13 protein-coding genes are annotated in these 19408 nt (G+C 51.8%); 11 read left to right on the top strand and 2 right to left on the bottom strand.

The window, feature by feature from the left end; all coding sequences use genetic code 11:
• The first annotated feature begins 26 nt into the window (after positions 1-26).
• From pyk to B5E82_RS09745, 6 genes are all read left to right on the top strand, one after another.
• A complete protein-coding gene (pyk, locus tag B5E82_RS09770) occupies positions 27-1775 on the top strand; it encodes a pyruvate kinase (protein ID WP_087307361.1) in 1749 nt (582 codons plus the stop codon).
• A 37-nt stretch (positions 1776-1812) separates the two neighbouring features.
• Positions 1813-4425 (top strand): DNA mismatch repair protein MutS, encoded by a 2613-nt coding sequence (mutS, locus tag B5E82_RS09765; protein WP_087307360.1) that lies wholly within the window; start codon positions 1813-1815, stop codon positions 4423-4425.
• A 4-nt stretch (positions 4426-4429) separates the two neighbouring features.
• Positions 4430-6541 carry a DNA mismatch repair endonuclease MutL gene (mutL, locus tag B5E82_RS09760; protein ID WP_087307359.1) on the top strand — a complete coding sequence of 704 codons (2112 nt, stop codon included), beginning with the start codon at positions 4430-4432 and terminating at the stop codon, positions 6539-6541.
• A gap of 11 nt (positions 6542-6552) precedes the next feature.
• Complete coding sequence (locus tag B5E82_RS09755) at positions 6553-7965, top strand: glycosyltransferase (RefSeq protein WP_087307358.1); 1413 nt, start codon at positions 6553-6555, stop codon at positions 7963-7965.
• Positions 7965-8159: a DUF6472 family protein gene (locus B5E82_RS09750; protein WP_087307357.1), complete on the top strand. Its 195-nt coding sequence runs from the start codon at positions 7965-7967 to the stop codon at positions 8157-8159. The genes B5E82_RS09755 and B5E82_RS09750 overlap by 1 nt, the downstream gene beginning before the upstream one ends.
• A gap of 601 nt (positions 8160-8760) precedes the next feature.
• The gene (locus B5E82_RS09745; RefSeq protein ID WP_087307356.1) at positions 8761-11400 is read left to right on the top strand and encodes a cation-translocating P-type ATPase; all 2640 of its coding nucleotides are present in this window, start codon (positions 8761-8763) and stop codon (positions 11398-11400) included.
• 171 nt (positions 11401-11571) lie between these two features.
• Here the strand turns inward: B5E82_RS09745 and B5E82_RS09740 are convergent, their stop codons facing one another.
• Together B5E82_RS09740 and B5E82_RS09735 are read right to left on the bottom strand one after the other, a co-directional pair.
• A complete protein-coding gene (locus tag B5E82_RS09740; protein ID WP_242966296.1) occupies positions 11572-12066 on the bottom strand; it encodes an HD domain-containing protein in 495 nt (164 codons plus the stop codon).
• Between the two features lie 58 nt (positions 12067-12124).
• Positions 12125-13111, bottom strand: a complete 987-nt coding sequence (locus B5E82_RS09735) for a Gfo/Idh/MocA family protein (protein WP_087307355.1) — start codon at positions 13109-13111, stop codon at positions 12125-12127.
• Between the two features lie 353 nt (positions 13112-13464).
• Between B5E82_RS09735 and purC the strand changes: the two genes are divergently transcribed.
• The 5 genes from purC (at position 13465) to nusA (ending at position 19318) form a co-directional block, all read left to right on the top strand.
• Entirely contained in the window at positions 13465-14169 is a 705-nt protein-coding gene (purC, locus tag B5E82_RS09730) for a phosphoribosylaminoimidazolesuccinocarboxamide synthase (protein ID WP_087307454.1), read from the top strand.
• Between the two features lie 139 nt (positions 14170-14308).
• Positions 14309-15745 (top strand): amidophosphoribosyltransferase, encoded by a 1437-nt coding sequence (purF, locus tag B5E82_RS09725; protein WP_087307354.1) that lies wholly within the window; start codon positions 14309-14311, stop codon positions 15743-15745.
• Between the two features lie 102 nt (positions 15746-15847).
• Complete coding sequence (purB, locus tag B5E82_RS09720) at positions 15848-17281, top strand: adenylosuccinate lyase (protein ID WP_087307353.1); 1434 nt, start codon at positions 15848-15850, stop codon at positions 17279-17281.
• 232 nt (positions 17282-17513) lie between these two features.
• Positions 17514-17981 carry a ribosome maturation factor RimP gene (rimP, locus tag B5E82_RS09715; RefSeq protein WP_087307352.1) on the top strand — a complete coding sequence of 156 codons (468 nt, stop codon included), beginning with the start codon at positions 17514-17516 and terminating at the stop codon, positions 17979-17981.
• Between the two features lie 74 nt (positions 17982-18055).
• Positions 18056-19318, top strand: coding sequence for a transcription termination factor NusA (gene nusA, locus B5E82_RS09710; protein ID WP_087307351.1), 1263 nt, complete (start codon positions 18056-18058; stop codon positions 19316-19318).
• The last annotated feature ends 90 nt before the right edge of the window (positions 19319-19408 follow it).

Raw genomic sequence — 19408 nt, 5'->3', positions numbered from 1 at the left:
GCAAAAACGAGTGGAGTGAAAATCGTATGAAGATGAGAAAGACAAAGATTATCTGTACATTAGGGCCTGCCTCTGACAGCGAGCAGGTGATTCGGGAGCTGATGCTGGCCGGTATGAACGTGGCGAGACTGAATTTTTCCCATGGAAGCCATGAGGAGCAGAAGGGAAAAGCAGATCTGGTGAAAAAGGTGCGGGAGGAGCTGGATCTTCCGGTAGCTCTTCTGCTGGATACAAAGGGACCTGAGATCCGGACCGGAGATCTGGAAAATGGAAAGGTTGAGCTGAAGAAAGGCCAGAGTTTCGTACTGACTACGGAAGATATCACTGGAAACGAGGGCATGGTGTCCATTTCCTATAAAGACCTGGTAAAGGATGTAAAGCCGGGAGACTCGATTCTGATCGATGATGGTCTGATCGGAATGAAGGTCAGCAAGGTGACAGAAAAAGAGATTTTCTGTGTGGTTGAGAATGGCGGAGTGATTTCCAATAAGAAGGGAATTAACGTGCCGGGCGTGAGCTTAAGTATGCCGTTTATCAGCCAGAAGGATTATGACGATATTATTTTTGCCATTGAAGAGGGCTTCGATTACATTGCGGCTTCCTTTACGAGAACGGCGGACGATATTCTTGAGATCCGGAAGATACTGGAGAAGAAGAACTGCGAGCATATCAAAATCATTGCCAAGATTGAGAACCTGCAGGGTGTAGAGAATATCGATGATATTCTCAGAGTGTCTGACGGAATCATGATCGCCCGTGGAGATATGGGTGTGGAGATTCCTCTGGAGGATGTTCCGGTCATTCAGAAGAAACTGATCCAGAAGATTTTTGAGACAGGCAAACCGGTGATTACAGCGACTCAGATGCTGGATTCCATGATCAAGAATCCCCGGCCGACCCGCGCGGAGACGACTGACGTGGCAAATGCCATTTATCAGGGAACCAGCGCTATCATGCTTTCCGGCGAGACGGCCAATGGCCAGTATCCGGTAGAAGCATTAAAAACGATGGTGAAGATTGCCGTTCGTACGGAAGCCGATATTGATTACGACGCGCGCTTTAAGAGACGCACGATTATGGACCGCCCGGACATTACCAACGCGGTATCCCATGCGACCTGTACGACGGCCGTGGATCTGCACGCGGCGGCGATTATTACGGTTACCAAGTCCGGACGGACTGTGGGTATGGTGTCCAAGCATCATCCGGGCTGTCTGATTATCGGATGCTGTATGGATGATTATGTCTGCCGGCAGCTGAATCTTTACTGGGGCGTACAGCCGCTTCTCCTTGAAAAGGAAGAGGAGGCGGAGGTCCTGTTCAGCCGGGCTGTGGAGGCCGCAGAGCGCGCGGGACTCGTATCCAGAGGAGATCTGACCGTTTTGACGGCAGGCGTGCCGCTGGGCGTGACTGGTACGACGAATCTCATTAAGGTTCAGGTGGCGGGCAGGATACTTGTCACCGGAAACGGTATTACAAAGAAAAAGGTCTGCGGTTCTCTCTGTGTGGTAAAGGACGCAGAGGAGCTGAAAAAGAATTTCCACGCGGGAGATGTGATTGTGGCTCCTGAGACAAACAATGAGATGCTGGCTCAGATGAGGGCGGCTTCCGGTCTTGTGGTCGAGCAGAAGGGAGACAATTCCCATGCTGCTATTGTGGGCCTTACCCTTGATATTCCGGTGATTGTCGGCGCGGCTAACGCGACAGACATCTTGAAGAGCGGCGCGGTCGTGATGGTGGACGCAGAGACAGGAACCGTATCCAGCAACAGCTGAGGCTGATACGGCAGAGTACCGGAAGGAAGGAAAATTCATGGCGGAACTTACACCCATGATGCAGCAGTACCTGAAGACGAAGGAACAATACAAGGACTGTATCTTATTTTATCGCCTGGGCGATTTTTATGAAATGTTCTTTGAGGATGCAAAGCTTGTATCCAAGGAACTGGAACTGACATTAACAGGAAAAAGCTGTGGATTAGAGGAACGCGCACCCATGTGTGGCGTTCCTTATCATGCTGTAGAGGGGTATTTAAACCGGCTGGTTTCCAAAGGCTACAAGGTGGCTATCTGCGAGCAGATGGAGGACCCGAAGGAAGCCAAGGGACTGGTGGCCCGGGATGTGGTGCGGATTGTCACCCCCGGCACGAACCTGTCTGCGGCAGATGAGACAAAGAATAATTATCTGATGTGCATTGTCTATCTCTCGGATCGCTATGGAATTTCCACGGCAGATATTACCACAGGAGATTATCTGGTTACGGAAGTGGATTCCGAGAGAAAGCTTCTGGATGAGATCAATAAATTTGCTCCTGCGGAGATTGTCTGCAATGAGGCTTTCTCCATGAGCGGCGTGGATCTGGAGGATCTGAAATTCCGGCTTGGCATCGCGGTGTATCCGCTGGAAAGCTGGTATTTCGACGATGAGCTGTGCCGCAATACCCTGATGGAGCATTTTCGGGTGTCGAATCTGGCAGGACTGGGGCTTCATGATTTGAGCTGCGGCACCATTGCGGCGGGAGCGCTTCTGAAATACCTCTATGAGACCCAGAAGACCACCCTGTCTCATCTGACCCATCTGCAGCCCTACACCATCGGCAAATTCATGATCATTGACAGCTCCAGCCGGAGAAATCTGGAGCTTACGGAGACTCTGCGTGAGAAACAGAAGCGGGGCTCTCTGCTCTGGGTTCTGGATAAGACGAAGACGGCCATGGGAGCCCGTACCCTGCGGGGCATGGTGGAACAGCCCCTGATTGACCGGGCGGAGATCGAAAAGCGCCATGAAGCGATTGCGGAGCTGAATGACCATGTGATTACCCGGGAGGAACTCAGAGAGTATCTGAATCCCATTTACGACCTGGAGCGTCTCATCGGGCGGATCAGTTATCAGACGGCCAACCCGAGAGACCTGATTGCCTTTCGAACCTCTCTGGAGATGCTGCCTCATATCCATACGCTGCTTGGAGAATTTCATTCGCCGCTTCTGTGCGAGCTGCGGGAGGATCTGGATGTGCTTTCAGACATTCAGTCCATGATTGCCGCGGCCATTCAGGACGATCCGCCTATCTCTATCCGGGACGGTGATATCATCCGGGACGGCTATCATGAGGATGTGGACCGCTACCGGAAGGCGAAGACGGAAGGAAAGAGCTGGCTTGCGAAGCTGGAAGCCGAGGAGCGGGAAAAAACAGGCATCAAAAATCTGAAGATCAAATACAATAAAGTGTTCGGCTACTATCTGGAAGTGACCAATTCCTACAAAGATATGGTGCCGGACACCTGGATGCGCAAGCAGACCCTTACAAACGCGGAGCGTTATATCACGCCGGAGCTCAAAGAGCTGGAGGATACGATTCTCGGAGCCGAGGACAAGGTGACTTCCCTGGAGTATGGCCTGTTCTGTGAGCTGCGGGAAAAGATTGCCTCCCAGGTTCTGCGGATTCAGCGCACGGCCAAGGCCGTAGCCATGGTGGATGTATTTGCTTCTCTGGCCTATGTGGCGGAGCGGAATCATTATGTGCGTCCTGTCATGAATGAAAAAGGCATCATTGAGATCAAGGGCGGCCGTCATCCGGTGGTGGAGCAGATGATCGAAAACGATATGTTTATCCCCAACGACACCCTGCTGGATAACACCCAGAACCGGATTTCCGTCATCACAGGGCCGAACATGGCGGGAAAGTCAACCTATATGCGCCAGACAGCTCTGATTGTGCTGATGGCCCAGGTGGGAAGCTTTGTGCCGGCGGAAAAGGCAAAGATCGGCATTGTGGACCGCATCTTTACCAGAGTGGGCGCTTCCGATGATCTGGCTTCCGGACAGAGCACCTTCATGGTGGAAATGACTGAGGTGGCAAATATTCTGCGGAATGCCACGCCTGCCAGTCTTCTGATTCTCGACGAGATCGGCCGGGGGACCAGCACCTTTGATGGTCTGGCCATCGCCTGGGCCGTGATTGAATATATCAGCAATCCGAAAATTCTGGGCGCGAAGACACTGTTTGCCACCCATTATCATGAACTTACGGAGCTGGAAGGTTCGCTTCCCGGCGTGAAGAATTACTGCATCGCCGTGAAGGAAAAGGGCGACGATATCGTATTCTTAAGGAAGATCATCCGGGGAGGGGCTGACAAGAGCTACGGCATTCAGGTGGCGAAGCTGGCCGGCGTTCCCGATCCGGTGATTCAGCGGGCCAAGGAGCTGGTGGAAGAGCTGAGCGCCGCAGATATTTCGGTAAAGCCGAAGGCGGTTCCCATAGAGACAGAGCCGGATATGGACGTGGATCAGATTTCTCTTTTTGATACGGTAAAGGACGATGATATTATCACAGAAATCCGGGATATGGATCTGGGGAACATGACGCCGCTGGAAGCTCTGAATACTATCTACCGGCTGCAGAACAAGATAAAGAACAGGTGGTGATCGGATGAGCAGAATACAGGTGCTGGATCAGAAGACCATAGATCAGATCGCGGCGGGCGAGGTCATTGAGCGGCCGGCCTCCGTGGTCAAGGAGCTTGTGGAAAATTCCATAGACGCGGGCGCCACAGCCGTCACCGTAGAGATTCGGGACGGGGGTACTTCCCTGATTCGTGTTACGGACAATGGAAGCGGCATTGAACAGGATCAGGTGGCTGTAGCCTTTCTGCGTCATTCCACCAGCAAAATCCGGGCAGTGGAGGATCTGTTTCATGTGGCGTCCCTGGGGTTCCGGGGCGAGGCGCTGTCCAGTATCGCGTCTATTGCCATGGTAGAACTGATTACCAAGACAGCGGACGCCGATGTGGGCGTCCGCTATGTGATTGAAGGCGGAACGGAGAGAAAGCTGGAGGAGATGGCTGCTCCGGACGGGACGACCTTTCTGGTGCGCAGTCTTTTCTACAATACGCCTGCACGGCGGAAATTTCTGAAGTCCCCCATGACGGAAGCGGGTTATGTGAGCGAACTGGTGGAGCGTCTCGCTCTTTCCCATCCCGATATCTCTTTCCAGTTCATCAATAACGGGCAGACGAAGCTTCATACCTCCGGAAACCACAATCTGAAGGATGTGATTTACCATATTTACGGGCGCGACGTAGCCGCCAATCTGGCTGAGATTGACGCGGTCCAGGGGCCTGTGCGCATCTGCGGCTATATCGGAAAACCCGTGATTTCCAGGGGGAACAGAGGCTATGAGAATTATTTTATCAACGGCCGTTATATCCGCAGCAATGTGATTGCCCGGGGCATCGAGGAAGGCTACCGGACTTTTATGATGCAGCACAAATACCCCTTTACGGCCCTGCATTTTACCATAGACGGAAAGCTCCTGGATGTGAACGTGCATCCCACAAAGATGGAACTGCGTTTTTCCAACCAGGAGGAGCTGTACCGCTTCGTCCGGGATACGGTGCGGCAGGGGCTGATGGAGCGGGAACTGATTCCGGAAGTGAAGCTGACAGAAGAATCTGAGAAAGAAGAGACGGAAAAGAGCATACAGCCCGGCGGAACGCGGATGGCTTTAGAGCAGGATGCCTTTACAGCACGGAAATCTCCGGCGCAGAACGCTTCCGCATTTCAGGAATCTCCGGCGCAGAACGCTTCCGCATTTCAGGAATCTCCGGCGCAGGCTGCTCCTGTAGCTCAGGAATCTCCGGCACAGAGCGGTTCTGCGCCTCAGGAGCGCAATCTGGAATATTTTATGGCTCAGATGAGGAAAAGAGTCACGGAGGAATTCCGGCAGAAGAATCAGCAGGCGGAGAACTGTCCGGCAGAAGAAGAGCCAAAAGAACAGTCAAAAGAAGAGCCAAAAGAAGAGCAGGTTTCAGGAGAGCGGCCGGCGGAATGGTCCTCTGACGGCAGCGTTCTCCGGGAGAGCGGAAGCTATGGGGCAGGGATGGAGAAGCCCCTTGTGGAGGAGGTCCGGATAAAGGAATCCGAGCAGCTGGATCTGTTTGAGCAGCGCCTTCTGAATCCGGCGGCCAAATCAGACATCCGCATCATCGGCCAGCTTTTTGAGACCTACTGGCTGGTTCAGTTTGAAGATAAATTTTATATGATAGATCAACATGCGGCCCACGAAAAGGTGTTGTATGAACGCACGGTAAAAAACCTGGCAAAGAAAGAAATCACTTCTCAGATGGTGAGCCCGCCGCTGATTTTGACACTGTCCATGCAGGAGGCTGCGAAACTTGAGGAGTACCGGGAGTATTTCGCAGAGCTTGGCTTTGAGATTGAGCCCTTCGGCGGAAAAGAGTACGCGGTCAGCGCGGTTCCGGCCAACCTGTTCGGGCTGGCGGAAAAGGACCTGTTTCTGGAGCTTCTGGACAGTCTGGAATACGTCAACGGGAAAAATACAGAAATGGTTCTGGATAAGATTGCTTCCATGTCCTGCAAGGCGGCGGTCAAGGGAAACCAGCGTATGAGCACGGCGGAAGCGCAGGCCCTCATTGAAGAGCTGCTTACCCTTGAAAATCCCTACAACTGTCCTCATGGACGGCCCACGATCATTTCCATGACCAAGCAGGAGATAGAAAAGAAATTTAAGAGAATTGTATAAGGAGAAAGGCTATGAATCCGACCGTTTCCATTATTATCCCGGTTTACAATGCAGAGCCCTATCTCCGCCGCTGCGTGGAGAGTATTCTGGGGCAGGAGTATATGGATTATGAACTGCTTTTGATTGATGATGGAAGCCGGGATGGCTCTGGGGCTATCTGCGACGAATACGGCGCGAGGGATACGCGCGTCCGTGTGATTCATAAGGAAAATGAAGGCGTGTCGGCAGCCCGCAACCTGGCTATCGATAACGCGAAGGGAACTTATCTGCAGTTCGTGGACAGCGACGACTGGATTACGCCGGATGCCACAAAGCTTCTGGTCCGCGCGGCAGAGGAGAATGGCTGCGATCTGGTCATCTCGGATTTCTACCGGGTGTCTGGAGAGCGTGTGTCGCCAAAAGGAGATATCGAAGAGGACGGAGTGCTGACAAAGGAAGAATTTGCGGCTCATATGATGGAAAACCCTGCGGATTTCTATTATGGAGTTCTCTGGAACAAGCTGTACCGCAGAAGCATCGTACAGGAACACAGGCTGCGTATGAACGCGGATATCAGCTGGTGCGAGGACTTTATGTTTAATCTGGAATATATCCGCTATGGAGAGAGATTCTGCGCGCTGCGTGCTCCGGTATACTATTATGTAAAGCGGAAAGGCTCCCTGGTCAGCCAGGGGAACAGTCTGGCAAAAACCATTCAGATGAAGCTTACAGTCTTCGAGTATTATCACAGTTTTTACAGAGAAGTACTGGACGAAGAGGAATATGAGAAGAAACGTCTGCAGGTATACCGTTTTCTGATAGACGCAGCCGGTGATGGCAGTGTGGGCTTTCCACTCCTTCCGGGCACAAAGAAACTGGGAGACGAGCGCTCCGGCGTCAGCGCCGAGGCCATTGCCGGAGAAGGACTCCTGTCTGAAATCTACCGCCAGCGGAAGCTTCTGGAGCGGTATCTGGAAGCCGCGGCCCTGAAGAATGATTTGACGGTTCAGGAGGCCTCTCTTCTTTTGTGTCTGAGCCATTCCGGCGAGATCATAAACAAGCGGGAGCTGGCGGACTTTGCGGGAATTCCACGGCGTACGGTTACGATACTCCTCCAGCGTCTTGTCATGCGGGGGCTGATTAAGCAGGAGGAGCTGACTGTGCAGAAGCAGGAAGAAAAAACCGGGAAAGAGAAGAAAAAGAAAGAGAAGCAAAAAGTGAAGAAAGAGCGGGAGAAGGAAAAAGAGGAAAAAGGAAAAAAATTCCGGATTGCCTTCCTTCCAGCGGCGGAGCCGGTTCTGAAAGAGCTTTCCCTTGTGGAGCAGGACTTCGATGATGCCCGGTTCGGCGGTTTCGATGAAGAAGAGCTGATTCAGTATACGCGGCTGTCGGAGAAAATAAAGAGAAATATGCAGAGAATACTGTATCCAGGGAGGAATACCTGATGGCGGAAAAGAAAAATAAAGCATCGAACTGCGAATTGTGCGGTAATTATGTATACGATGAAGACTATGGCTATTACGTCTGCGAAATGGATCTGGACGAGGACGAGATGCGTCTTTTCATTCAGGGCAGTTTTCATGCCTGCCCCTATTTCCAGTATGGGGATGAATACCGGATTGTGAGAAAGCAGATGTAGTACCGGCAGAAGAAAAGGGGGCTGCTTCATTTACTAAATTGAAAAAATGAAACAGTTACATTCCTTTCTGACAGAAGCGGGATCGGCTGGGCTGATATGCAGAATATAAAAAAAGTATAAAGAACTTGCTTTTCCCGGAAAAGTAAGGTAAGATAATGAAAATGATAAAAACCGCATAACAGAAGGCATAAGGGAGTAGTTGGCGCCTCTGGCGTGACAGAATCAACATTCATGGCTTGAAGCCTGGTTTTGTTTGAAACAGCGAGACTTATCTGCAGGAGAATTCTTGTGGATAGGTCTTTTTTGTTTTTCCCGGTATAGAGAAACGCAGGTGCGGTTTTTGCAGAAACATACGAATATACAAGGAAGACTGAGAAAAGGAGGATTGTCAGATGGAGCGCAGAGAGAGCGGCCGGAAGCCTGTCCACCGTCCGCCGCCGGATTTGCTTACATAAGAAGGCAAAGGTTGGACAAAATGGATAATAAATGATATGATAAAACCTGTACGCGGCTGCTGCGAATAGACTGTGGGGACAGACAGCAAAAAGGCAGCAGACGACAGAAGAAAACGAGACGTAAAGACGTCCGGATAGGAGGAAACGTGAAAGAGTATCTGGAAAGCGTTGAAGAGGTATTGAAGGAGCAGAATTCTTCCGAGGAAGGCTTGAGCTCCCAGGAAGCTGAAAAAAGGCTTGCTGAATTTGGAAGAAACCGTTTGGAGGAGGGAAAGAAGGATTCTCTGCTGAAGCGGTTCTTAGACGAGCTGGCAGACCCGATGATCATTATTCTGATTGTGGCGGCTGTCATTTCAGGTATCACAGCGGTTTATGAGGGAGAGTCCTTTGCGGATGTAATCATTATCATGGCCGTGGTTATTATCAATGCGGTTCTCGGCGTGGTGCAGGAGAGCAAGGCGGAAGCAGCCATTGCGGCTCTGCAGGAAATTGCGGCGGCAACCAGCAAGGTGATGCGTGACGGAAAGGTCGTTACCTTAAAGAGCGAGGAGCTGGTTCCCGGCGATGTGGTACTGCTGGAGGCAGGAGACGCAGTTCCGGCGGACGGCCGTATCATTGAATGTGCCAGTATGAAGATTGAAGAGGCGGCTCTGACGGGAGAGTCTGTTCCGGTCAACAAGCTTGTAGGACTTCTGCAGCTTGACGGCCAGAAGGATGTTCCGCTGGGCGACCGTAAAAACATGGTGTATATGGGCTCCACTGTAGTGTATGGCCGTGGAAAGGCTGTCATTACCGGAACCGGAATGAACACAGAGATGGGTAAGATCGCTTCTGCCCTGGCCCAGGCTCAGGATGAGGAGACTCCGCTGCAGCTGAAGCTGAATCAGCTCAGTAAGATCCTGACGGTGCTGGTAGTAGGCATCTGTATTGTGATTTTCGCGGTGGGACTTTTGCGATCCGGTATCAGCGGCGACGCGATTCTGGACACCTTTATGGTAGCAGTATCCCTGGCGGTAGCGGCGATTCCGGAAGGTCTGGCTGCCGTGGTGACTATTGTGCTTTCCATCGGCGTGACGAACATGTCCAAGCGCAACGCCATCATTCGAAAGCTGACGGCGGTGGAAACCCTGGGATGTACCCAGATTATCTGTTCGGATAAGACTGGTACGCTGACCCAGAACAAGATGACCGTCGTAGAGCACGTGGCGGAGGATGAGAAAGAGCTGGAGATTGGCATGGCCCTCTGTTCTGACGCGGAATGGGATGCAGAGGCAGGCCAGGCAGTCGGAGAGCCTACCGAGTGCGCGCTGGTCAACGACGCGGCGAAGAACGGCTATGAGAAGACGCAGCTCAAGGAAGAATATCCCCGTGTGGGTGAAGCGCCCTTCGATTCCATGCGTAAGATGATGTCTACCGTTCATCAGACAAAAGACGGCCAGATCGTTCAGTATACAAAGGGAGCGCCGGACGAGGTGCTGAAGCGCTGTACTTATGCTGTGAAGGACGGACAGCGTGTGCCGATGACAGAGGAGATCAAAGCCTCTATCCTGGCTTCCAATAAAGCTATGGCTGATAAAGCGCTGCGTGTGCTCTGCTGCGCAAGAAGAGACTGGGATGCGGTTCCGGAAAACACAGAGCCGGAAGCGCTGGAGCAGGATCTGACTTATCTTGGACTTTCCGGCATGATCGATCCGGTCCGTCCGGAGGTAAAGGATGCGATTGTGGAGTGCCGAGAGGCAGGTATCCGTCCGATTATGATTACCGGAGACCACAAGGATACGGCGGTAGCCATTGGTATGGAGCTTGGAATCATCTCCAGTGCGGAACAGGCCATCACAGGCGCGCAGCTGGATGAGATGAATGATGAAGAATTCAACCGCCGGATAGAGGAGTTTTCCGTATATGCCCGTGTACAGCCTGAGCATAAGGTTCGTATCGTAAAGGGTTGGAAAGCAAAGGGCATGATTACCGCCATGACCGGTGACGGCGTCAACGACGCGCCTTCCATCAAGAGCGCGGACATCGGCGTCGGCATGGGTATCACCGGAACTGACGTTACAAAGAACGTGGCGGATATGGTTCTGGCCGACGATAACTTTGCTACAATTGTATCAGCGGTAGAGGAAGGCCGCCGGATTTACGCGAATATCCGTAAGGCGATTCAGTTCCTTCTGGCTTCCAACCTGGCTGAGGTACTGTCTATCTTCTTTGCGACCCTGATTGGCTTTACGATTCTGGAGCCGGTACACCTGCTCTGGATCAACCTGATTACGGACTGCTTCCCGGCTCTGGCTCTCGGTATGGAGAAGAGCGAGGCGGATATCATGAAACGTAAGCCCCGTGATCCGAAGGAAGGCATCTTTGCCGGCGGTATGGGCTTCGACGTCTTCTTCCAGGGACTGATTGTAACAGTGCTCGTGATGGCATCCTACCTGCTGGGCCATTATTATGAGAGCGGTGTCTGGGAGTTTGTGAACAGTCCGGATGGAACGACGATGGCATTCCTGACGCTGTCTATGGTAGAAATCTGCCATTCTCTGAATATGAGAAGCCGCCGTGGTTCTATCTTTAAGCTGACCAACCACAACAAGTTCCTCTATGGCGCAATGATTGTATCTCTGATTCTGACAACGGTGGTAATCGAGGTTCCGTTTATCGCAAACGCGTTCCAGTTCACGCCGATTGATCTGGAGGAGTATGCGATTGCCCTTGGACTTGCGATCCTGATTATTCCGATTATGGAGATTGTGAAGGCCGTGCAGAGAAAGGTCGAGAAAACAGCGTAATGGCAAAGCGTTTTTGCAGATATAAGACATATTAAAAAATGAGGGACCGCCGTAAAATAGAGTATATGCTCTGTTTTACGGCGGTCCCTCACTATATGGGTGTGGGGCTGCAGAATATCTGTAATTTGGGGGCCTTTCTAATGCCAGTAAGAGTTATTCCATATTTCTTATTTAGAAAAAACGGCTGATCTTCCGATACCTGCTGGTGCGGGTCAGGGTCTCGTCCGCGGCGCAGAGCTTATCGGCAATGCACAGAAGAATGCTTTCCGGACAGGCAGGCGGCGTCAGGTTCAGGGGGAACATGTGGCGCAGAATCATGTCGCGCTCGATTTCTCCCAGGGCGAAATCCCGGGACGCATTCTCGAAGGCCCGCCGCGCATGAAAGAAACCATGGAGACGGTGGGTTCTGTCGGGAATATGCCAGTCGTAGAGAAAATAATCATGCAGGAGAGCGCCGCGGATCAGAGCCCGTTCGTTTAGGCGGATACCCAGCCGGGCCCGCAGAATTCGGGCGATGCAGATACAGGTGCAGGCAGCGGCGATGGAATGAGTGAAGACAGAGACTCTGCCGTGCTGCAGGAAGTGTTTCTCAGACTGCATGCTGGGGGAAAAGAGTATGTCGGCTCCATGTTTTAGAAGGGCTTTGCGGTACGCGGATTCTTTCATGATGTGTTCTCCGTATTATGCTGATATGGGATACAGGGTGTCGCCTCCCGGCGGTTCCTTAGGGATTCCACTGCTTATGAATTTCATGCAGCACCCGGACGGCCCGGACGGTCATCTCTTCTGTCATAACAGGACTTTCCACAAGTCCCTGGCGGATACACTGCTCCGCGTGGATCACTTCATACATCAGCTCATATTCACAGGGCGCTTCCAGAATTTCGGTTTCCCGATCTTTATAATGAAGAATGGCCTTCTGTGCTTTCCAGTAATCCGGCAGTTCTATATAACCTTTTTCTCCATAAATATATCCGGTGTGAATTGTGTCAGTACGGATGCTGGTCTTGTTGGCGTATAAGGTGTCATTTTCCATACGCACTGCCAGGGAAAACTGATCCTCCACGCCGCTTTGGCTCCGGGTGCAGAGTCCGGTCCACTCGGCAGCGTAACAGTCCAGCAGATACTGCATGAGCTGCAGGCTGTATCCGGCGTTTCCGTAGAGCGGGCCTCCGCCCTTTGCCCCGTCGAAGAACCAGCCGTTGTATCCGGCATCAAAGGAACTGGAAAAGTCAGCCATGGTAATGCGCCCGAAGCCGCCTTTCTGAATCAAATCTTTTATTTGCCGGACGACAGGCAGAAAGACCACCTTCTGCATTTCCATCAGGAACAGGCTCTTCCGGCGCGCCAGGGCGAACAGTTCTTCGGCCTGTGAAGGCTCCAGCGTAAAGGGCTTTTCGCAGAGCACGTGTCTGCCGGCTTCCAGGGCCAGCTTCGCGTAATGATAGTGCTCGCTGTTTATCATTGCGATATAGATGACATCAGCCTCTCCCGATTCTATCAGTTCTTCGTAGCTTCCAAATGCCTTTGGAACATTCCAGAGCAGAGCTTTCTGCCTGGCGTTCTTGAGACTGCGGGAAGCTATGGAGGAGACTGTAAAGCCCTCGTATGGAGAATGACTGTCTGATAAATAGACTTCCGCGGCCCGGACCGCGCCAATCAGACGGGGGACAATGGAGGCAGTGCTTAAAATTCCAATTCGAAGCTTCATAAGCGGTTCCTTTCCGTGGATAAGATTGGTAAGTTCCCGGGAGAACCTTCCCGGGAGCCATGGCTGCCCTTGTACACCGACGCTAACAGTATCAAAGGATTAAATAATGGAATTTTCCGTATATCAAGTATAAATTTGAAAAAAAGATCTGTCAAGAACCCGGATGCCTCTGCGCCTGGCGGGTATCATATAAGCCTGGACGCAGAATATCGATTAGAATATATTATAAGATTCCGGCACGGCCTCCTTGCTTTTCAAAAAATCTTAGTATATAATTTTCACGTAACAATGCCTTTATAGAAATAAAAAGGCAGAAGGTTTTGAGTAAAAATCAGAAAAGGACGGGTATGAAGATGAAAAAATTGGATTTACTGTATGAAGGAAAAGCAAAGAAGGTTTATACAACTGACGATCCGGACGTTTTAATTGTAGATTATAAGGATGACGCGACAGCGTTCAACGGACAGAAGAAGGGAACGATTCAGGGCAAGGGCGTGATCAACAACCGCATGACGAACCGTGTGTTCCAGCTTCTGGAGAAGGAAGGAATTCCGACACACTTTATCGAGGAGCTCAGCGACCGCGAGACAGCAGTAAAGAAAGTGGAGATCGTTCCGCTTGAGGTCATTGTCCGCAATGTGGCAGCGGGAAGCTTCTCCAAGCGTCTGGGCGTTCCGGAAGGAACCGAGTTCAAGGCGCCGACTCTGGAGTTCAGCTACAAGAACGACGAGCTGGGCGATCCGCTGATCAACGATTACTTTGCAATCGCGCTGGGATTGGCTACCCGTGAGGAGATCGATACAATCACAAAGTATGCTTTCAAGATCAATGAGGTTTATAAGGCTTACTTTGCAAACGCAGGCATCAAGCTTATTGACTTCAAGATTGAATTCGGCCGTTATAAGGGACAGATTATTCTGGCAGATGAGACTTCACCGGATACCTGCCGCCTCTGGGATATCAATACCAATGAGAAGCTGGACAAGGACCGTTTCCGCCGGGATCTGGGAAATGTGGAAGAAGCCTACAACGAGGTATTCCATCGCCTGGGACTGTAAGCAGCGGCCGGCAGCATCAATTCAGACAGACAGCGGCAGTTCCGCTCTGCGGCGCTGCCGAAACCGTTCCGGAATCCGGAGGCTTCTGCCCCGGGTTGCGGGAAGGAAAAGAAAAATTTCATAAAGGAAGAACGAGCGTATGATTCATGAGCAGTATGAGGCAGAGGAGAAGCTGAAGGAGGAGTGCGGAGTTTTTGGAATGTATGACTTCGACGGCGGCGATGTGGCTTCTGCTATTTATTATGGATTGTTTGCTTTGCAGCACAGAGGACAGGAGAGCTGTGGAATCGCGGTCAGCGATACGAGAGGACCAAAGGGAATCGTGAAGAGCCATAAGGGAATGGGGCTTGTGAACGAGGTCTTCACTCCGGATGTGCTTGCGGGCTTAAAGGGAGATATAGGGCTTGGTCATACGCGTTATTCTACTGCGGGCAGCAGCACACGGGAAAATGCGCAGCCGCTCGTGCTGAATTATATCAAAGGAACCCTGGGATTGGCGCATAACGGGAATCTGATCAACGCGCCGGAACTCAGACGGGAGCTGGAATATACGGGAGCGATTTTCCAGACGACCATCGATTCCGAGGTGATCGCCTATCATATCGCCCGGGAGCGTATTCATTCGGCTGCCGTAGAGGAAGCGGTATCCAGGGCCATGAACAAGATTAAGGGAGCCTATTCCCTGATTGTTATGTCTCCGAGAAAGCTTATCGGAGCGCGGGACCCCTTTGGTTTCCGGCCTTTGTGTATCGGAAAACGGGATCACGCTTATATTCTGGCTTCAGAGACCTGTGCTCTGGAGACCATTGGAGCGGAGTTCGTCCGTGATGTGGAGCCGGGCGAAATCGTGACGATTACGCCGGAGGGCATCCGGTCGGATAAGACCCATTGCCTGCCAAAAGAGCAGGAGGCCCGTTGTGTTTTCGAGTATATCTATTTTTCCAGACCTGACAGTCATTTTGACGGGGTCAGCGTGTACCAGTCCAGGATTCTCGCGGGAAAATTTCTCGCGATGGACGCGCCGGTGGAGGCGGACCTGGTGGTAGGGGTGCCGGAATCGGGAAACGCGGCGGCCCTCGGGTATTCTCTGCAGTCAGGGATTCCCTACGGGACTGCATTTGTAAAAAACAGTTATGTGGGCCGGACCTTTATCAAGCCCGGACAGAGCAGCCGGGAATCGAGCGTGCGCGTGAAGCTGAACGTGCTGCGGGAAGCGGTAAATGGAAAGCGCGTGATTATGATCGATGATTCCATTGTCCGGGGGACTACAAGCGGGCGGATCGTGAAGATGCTCCGGGACGCGGGAGCAAAAGAGGTGCATATGCGCGTCAGCTCACCGCCGTTTCTGTATCCCTGCTATTTCGGGACGGATGTGCCGGCCAGGGAACAGCTGATCGCCTATAACCGCACGGAGGAAGAGATCCGCCAGGTGATAGGAGCCGATTCTCTCGCATATCTGCGCGTGGAGCGGCTGGGCGAAATGATAGGAGGCCTGCCCCACTGTACCGGCTGCTTTACAGGGAAGTATCCTCTCGAGCCGCCGACGGAGGATATCCGGGGAAATTTTGAAAAGTAACAGGATTGGAAAAGCAACAGGAGTTCAAGAAAAAGGAAGCTGCGTGCCGGAAGTCAAATGGAGATACCGGCGCGCGGATTCCTGAAAATATAAGGAGAGAGTATGAGTACAGACAGATATGTAAGTCCCTTATCAGAACGATATGCCAGCAAAGAGATGCAGTATATCTTTTCGCCGGATAAGAAGTTCCGGACCTGGAGAAAGCTGTGGATTGCTCTGGCTGAGACGGAAAAAGAGCTGGGCCTGCCTATTACCCAGGAGCAGATCGATGAGCTGAAAAGCCATCAGGATGATATCAATTATGATGTGGCAAAGGCCCGGGAGAAGGAAGTGCGCCATGATGTTATGGCCCATGTCTATGCCTATGGCTGTCAGTGTCCGAAGGCGAAGGGCATTATCCATCTGGGAGCTACCTCCTGTTACGTAGGAGATAATACGGATATTATCGTGATGACGGAGGCTCTGAAGCTGGTGCGCAGAAAACTGGTGAACGTGCTGAGCGAGCTTGCGTCCTTCGCGGATAAATATAAGAACCAGCCGACTCTTGCCTTTACGCATTTTCAGCCGGCCCAGCCCACCACTGTGGGAAAGAGGGCGACGCTGTGGATGCAGGAGTTCTGCCTGGATCTGGAAGATCTGAATCATGTGATTTCTTCCATGAAGCTTCTGGGCTCTAAGGGAACCACAGGAACTCAGGCAAGTTTTCTGGAGCTTTTTGACGGAGATCGGGAAAAGATCGACAGAATCGATCCCATGATCGCGGAAAAGATGGGCTTTTCTCAGTGCTATCCTGTATCCGGCCAGACCTATTCCCGGAAAGTGGACACCCGTGTGCTGAATGTGCTGGCAGGAATCGCGGCCAGCGCCCACAAGATGTCCAATGATATCCGCCTGCTTCAGCACCTGAAGGAAGTGGAAGAGCCCTTTGAGAAATCTCAGATTGGATCTTCCGCTATGGCTTACAAGCGTAACCCCATGCGCAGCGAGCGCATCGCTTCTTTGTCCCGGTATGTGATTGTGGACGCGCTGAATCCGGCCATTACCTCGGCCACCCAGTGGTTTGAGCGTACCCTGGATGATTCGGCGAACAAGCGCCTTTCCATTCCGGAAGGCTTCCTTGCCATTGATGGCATTCTGGATCTGTGCCTGAACGTGGTGGACGGCCTTGTGGTATACCCGAAGGTAATCGAAAAGCACCTGATGGCAGAGCTGCCCTTTATGGCTACGGAAAATATTATGATGGACGCGGTCAAGGCAGGCGGAGACCGCCAGGAACTCCACGAGCGTATCCGTGAGCTTTCCATGGAAGCGGGCCGGAATGTAAAAGAGAACGGAAGAGAGAACAACCTTCTGGAGCTGATTGCTGCAGATCCGGCTTTCGGACTTTCTCTGGAGGATCTGAAGAAGACCATGGAGCCCTCCCGCTATGTGGGACGGGCGCCGGAGCAGGTGGAGGCTTTCCTGAGCCAGGTGGCGGGTCCGATTTTGGAAGAGTACCGGGATTTACTGGGAGAAAAAGCGGAAATTAACGTGTAAATAACGTATTTCTAACAGAAAACCCCTTGCATTTTCAAAAATAACGTGCTATAGTGTAGAAGATGTAATAGTTGTGGCTGCGAAGAGTGAACGAAAGTTCACTCTTTGTTTTTGGAATGATTTGCAGACTTCGGCAGAGAACAGAAAGCTGCTGGCTGCAAGGGGAAAGAAAGTCAAATACCCCGCAGGGCGCATGCTGTCCGCGGAAATGAAATGAAGTGAAGGGAAGACGATGACGAAGAGAGAAGAGTATGAACAGAAAACGGAAAAGCTGCTGGAACCGATTCTGGAAGCCAATCACTTTGAACTGGTAGATGTGGAATACGTGAAAGAGGGAGGCTCCTGGTATTTGAGGGCTTATATCGATAAGCCCGGAGGAATCACAGTGGATGACTGCGAGATTGTGAACCGGGCTCTGGGAGATCTCCTGGATGAACATGATTTTATAGAGGAATCCTATATTCTGGAGGTCAGTTCGCCGGGACTGGGACGACCGCTAAAGAAAGAACGTGACTTTGCGCGCAGCCTGGGAGAAGAGGTGGAGATCCGGACTTACCGCATGGTGAATAAGCAGAAGGAATTCCGGGGAATTCTGAAAGCATACGATAAGGATACGGTAACCATCGAGACGGAAGAGGAAGAAGAGCAGATTTTTGAGCGGGAGAATATCGCGTTGATTCGTCTCGCGTTCGACTTTTAGGTTCAATACCGCCTGGCTTACTGCCTGCGGGAATAAACAGAAAACCGTGTGAAAAACGAGGAGGAAAGAAAAAGATGAACACAGAACTGCTGGAAGCGCTGGAGCAGATTGAGAAGGAAAAGGATATCAGCAAGGAGACGCTGCTGGAAGCGATAGAGAATTCTCTTCTGACGGCCTGTAAGAACCATTTTGGAAAGGCAGATAACATAAAGGTCAATATTGACCCGGTAACCTGCCAGTTTTCCGTGTATGCGGAGAAGACCGTGGTGGAGAAGGTCGAGGACGATGTGACGGAGATCAGCCTGGAGAAGGCCAGAGAGATTGACTCCAAGTACGAGCTGGGCGATATCGTGAATGTGGAGATTAAGTCCAAGGAATTCGGCCGCATTGCCACCCAGAACGCGAAGAACGTTATTCTGCAGAAGATCCGTGAGGAGGAGAGAAAGGTTCTCTTCAACCAGTATTATGGAAAAGAGAAGGATGTGGTGACTGGTGTGGTACAGAGATACCTGGGCCGCAACGTGAGCATCAATCTGGGCAAGGTGGACGCTATCCTCAATGAGAATGAGATGGTAAAAGGCGAGGTATTCAAGCCCACCGAGCGTATCAAGGTTTATATTCTTGAGGTAAAGGATACCACAAAGGGACCGCGGATTCTGGTATCCAGAACCCATCCGGAACTTGTGAAGCGCCTCTTTGAGTCCGAGGTGACAGAGGTCCGCGACGGCATTGTGGAGATTAAGTGCATTGCCCGTGAGGCCGGTTCCAGAACGAAGATTGCAGTCTGGTCCAACGATCCGGACGTAGATCCGGTGGGCGCCTGTGTGGGTATGAACGGAGCCAGAGTGAACGCCATTGTGAACGAGCTCCGGGGAGAGAAGATTGATGTAATCAACTGGAATGAAAACCCGGCAATCCTGATCGAGAATGCGTTAAGTCCGGCAAAGGTAGTGGCGGTTCTGGCAGACCCGGAGGAGAAGACCGCAAAAGTGGTGGTTCCGGATTACCAGCTGTCCCTGGCCATCGGAAAGGAAGGCCAGAACGCGAGACTGGCAGCCAGACTGACAGGCTTTAAGATCGACATTAAGAGCGAGACTCAGGCCAGAGAGATCGAGGGCTGGCTGGACGTGGATGACGACGAAGAATACTACGAGGATTACGAGGAGTATAAAGAGTCCCAGGTCCAGGATGAAGAAGCTTACGCGGAAGACGCGGAGTATGAAGATTACGATGGAGACTATAGCGGAGATTATGACGTGGAGGCAGAGGACGGAGACCGTGCAGAGAGCGCGGAGGAGCCGGATCTGCAGGCCGCGGAGGAAACTCCGGAAGAGTAAGGCAGACAGTCTGTCCTTGTGTCCGAACATATAAATTAAAAAATAGTAGAATCAGGAAGTGAGAGATTGAGTACAAATAGAAGAGTACCG

Source organism: Lachnoclostridium sp. An138, from assembly GCF_002160765.1.
Classification (GTDB): Bacteria; Bacillota; Clostridia; order Lachnospirales; family Lachnospiraceae; genus Laedolimicola; species Laedolimicola faecalis.
The sequence above is the reverse complement of the archived record's forward strand: the minus strand, read 5'-3'. Positions and strand labels throughout refer to the sequence as shown.

Bases quoted from the DNA above. Each gene is read 5' to 3' on its own strand.
- pyk (WP_087307361.1), top strand. From the start codon at position 27: ATGAAGATGAGAAAGACAAAGATTATCTGTACATTAGGGCCTGCCTCT.
- mutS (WP_087307360.1), top strand. From the start codon at position 1,813: ATGGCGGAACTTACACCCATGATGCAGCAGTACCTGAAGACGAAGGAA.
- mutL (WP_087307359.1), top strand. From the start codon at position 4,430: ATGAGCAGAATACAGGTGCTGGATCAGAAGACCATAGATCAGATCGCG.
- B5E82_RS09755 (WP_087307358.1), top strand. From the start codon at position 6,553: ATGAATCCGACCGTTTCCATTATTATCCCGGTTTACAATGCAGAGCCC.
- B5E82_RS09750 (WP_087307357.1), top strand. From the start codon at position 7,965: ATGGCGGAAAAGAAAAATAAAGCATCGAACTGCGAATTGTGCGGTAAT.
- B5E82_RS09740 (WP_242966296.1), bottom strand. From the start codon at position 12,066: ATGAAAGAATCCGCGTACCGCAAAGCCCTTCTAAAACATGGAGCCGAC.
- B5E82_RS09735 (WP_087307355.1), bottom strand. From the start codon at position 13,111: ATGAAGCTTCGAATTGGAATTTTAAGCACTGCCTCCATTGTCCCCCGT.
- purC (WP_087307454.1), top strand. From the start codon at position 13,465: ATGAAAAAATTGGATTTACTGTATGAAGGAAAAGCAAAGAAGGTTTAT.
- purF (WP_087307354.1), top strand. From the start codon at position 14,309: ATGATTCATGAGCAGTATGAGGCAGAGGAGAAGCTGAAGGAGGAGTGC.
- purB (WP_087307353.1), top strand. From the start codon at position 15,848: ATGAGTACAGACAGATATGTAAGTCCCTTATCAGAACGATATGCCAGC.
- rimP (WP_087307352.1), top strand. From the start codon at position 17,514: ATGACGAAGAGAGAAGAGTATGAACAGAAAACGGAAAAGCTGCTGGAA.
- nusA (WP_087307351.1), top strand. From the start codon at position 18,056: ATGAACACAGAACTGCTGGAAGCGCTGGAGCAGATTGAGAAGGAAAAG.